This window comes from Micromonospora sp. ATA51 (assembly GCF_016802855.1).
Taxonomy (GTDB): Bacteria; Actinomycetota; Actinomycetes; order Mycobacteriales; family Micromonosporaceae; genus Micromonospora; species Micromonospora sicca.
In genome coordinates, this window is sequence record NZ_JAEVHJ010000543.1 from 1 (window position 1) to 2,542 (window position 2,542).

Genomic DNA, 2,542 nt, shown 5'->3' on the forward strand with positions numbered 1-2,542 from the left:
TGAGGTGCGACACGAGGTCGCACGTGTGGAGTGAGTACGTCGATTGGAGGTCGGGTGTAGATGCCCGAGACGTAGCTCCCGGTCAGTGTCCGAGACCGGTCCCCGCCCTGACGTGCGTGGCGAGTAATTGCCGGGTGCGAAGCTCAGGGAAAAGCCCAAGGACGCCCATTCCGACTGGGTGTCACAGGTGAGGGGAAGGCCGAAAGGGTGAATATGGTGAACCCTCGTTGATGCCTCGTTACGGCAACTCTTCGGGTCGGGTAATTGGTACCGAGGAGATAAAGAGGCTTGCCGCTGGAAGTCGGCAGACGGCGACCGAGGACTCTTCGACGGTCGTGTGGATACCGTCGCCTCCGGGGTTAAGAGGGCACCCGACCCGGCCGTGTCTCACGCGTGTGGAACGTGGAAACCCCGTTACGGTCCGCAACGTCTCCGGGCGCTGGCGGTAGGCCGACCGTGAGGAGAGCTGAATTCCGTGGCGGGAACAGGACGCCCAAGAAGCGAATGCCGGTAGCTGAAAGGCGACAGGAAATCGGCGACAGGATGGCCGGTCCTCCGACCGGCCGCCGCCGGTATAACTGGCCGGATACCGGGCCTGGTGCCCGGCTGTGAAGACAGGCTGACGTGTGGCGGGTGAGCCTTTGACGACGATGCACCGGAACCACCGGAACCGAAGGGCAAGTTAGACGCGATGACGGCTTTTGCTTTCGATGTTGCGAGAGCGGCCCTCGGAGTGAACGGACCGGAGGACGTACCCACGTGGGACACCGTCGGCTGGCGACACCACGAGGAGAACGTACGGCGGCTACGGGGCAGGATCTTCAAGGCGACGAAGGACGGCGACTGGCCTAATGTCAGGAACCTGCAGAAAATGATGCTGCGGAGCTGGTCGAACACGCTGCTCAGCGTGCGCCAGGTCGCGCAGCGCAACGCTGGCCGCAAGACCGCGGGCATCGACGGGAAGGTCGCGTTGACCTCCCCGGCACGCATGGACCTGGCGGTGCAGACCCACCGCACGGCCCGGTCCTTCGCACCGCTCGCGGCCAAGCGGGTGTACATACCGAAAGCCAATGGGAAACAGCGCCCGCTCGGCATCCCGGTCATCTCGGATCGCGTCCACCAGGCGCGACACCGCAACGCACTGGAACCCGAATGGGAGGCTCGGTTCGAACCCAAGAGCTACGGGTTCAGACCAGGCCGCAGCTGCCAGGACGCGATCACGGTCATCCACGTGACGGCGTGCGGCGCGACCGCGCAACGCCTGTGGGTGCTGGACGCAGACCTCACCGCGGCATTCGACAGGATCGACCACGACCACCTACTCGCCACCATCGGGACGTTCCCCGGCCGGACGAAGATCCGGGACTGGCTGAAGGCGGGCGTGTTCGAACCGGGCAAAGGATTCGCACCGACCGACGCGGGAACCCCGCAAGGCGGCGTGATCAGTCCATTGCTGTTGAATATCGCGTTGCATGGGCTGGAAGAGGCGGCAGGAGTCCGCAAAGAACGCAGCGATCCGCAGCGGACGAAGCGTGGCTCCCCTTCGCTGATCAGATACGCCGACGACATGGTCGCCCTCTGCTACTCCAAGCAGCAGGCCGAAGACGTCAAAACGCGGCTCGCCGCATGGCTGGCGCCCCGAGGATTGACCTTCAACGAGGACAAGACGCGCATCGTCCACCTCGACGACGGGTTCGATTTCCTGGGATTCACCGCCCGCAGGCACCACGGCAAGCTCCTGATCAAACCCAGCAAGGCCGCCGTCAAACGAGTCAGGCACCGCCTCTCCGCCGAGTTCCGTGCCCTGCGGGGAACGAACCCGGCGGCAGTCCTCGCGAAGATCAACCCGATCGTGCGGGGCTGGGCGAACTACTACCGAGGGGCAGCGTCGTCCATCGTGTTCGCAGCCTTGGACGTGCACCTGTGGCGGCTCACCTACAAGTGGGCCTGCCACCGCCACCCCCACAAGCCGAAGCCCTGGATCATCAACCGGTACTTCGGCCGGTACAACACGGCCAGGCAGGACCGCTGGGTATTCGGCGACCGCACCAGCGGCGCCTACCTACCCAAGTTTGCCTGGACCAAGATCGTCCGGCACGGCCTGGTACGCGGGGACGCATCTCCAGACGACCCCGCCCAGGCCGACTACTGGGCCCAACGGCGCAGCAAGAGCAGACCCCTGCTCGACCGCCGGACCCTGCACCTGCTCCGCAGGCAGAACGGGTCCTGCACCATCTGCGGGCAACTACTCCTGCACGCCGACCGCGAGCCACAAAGCCCCCGCGAATGGGAACAATGGCACCGCACCACCCGCAAGGCGATGACCGAGCAGCACATCATCTCCCACGGGACAGGCCTACCGAACGAAACCCGACTCGTTCACGCCTCCTGCCACCGCCGCACCACCGGCACGCGGCAGGACCCAGCACACCTGCAACCCTGAAATCGCCCGAGCGGCTTGCTTGAGCCGTGTGCCGCGACGAGTTGCACGCACGGTTCTGAGGGGGCCCCGGCGCAGCAATGCGCCGGGGCTACCCGACTG

General features: G+C 65.5%; 1 protein-coding gene. It reads left to right on the forward strand.

Translation table 11 applies throughout. From position 1 onward, the window contains the following. Nucleotides 1–691: 691 nt before the first annotated feature. On the forward strand, nt 692–2,443 hold the full coding sequence (gene ltrA / locus JNW87_RS37425) for a group II intron reverse transcriptase/maturase (RefSeq protein WP_238455352.1): 1,752 nt from the start codon (nt 692–694) through the stop codon (nt 2,441–2,443). Nucleotides 2,444–2,542: the final 99 nt, after the last annotated feature.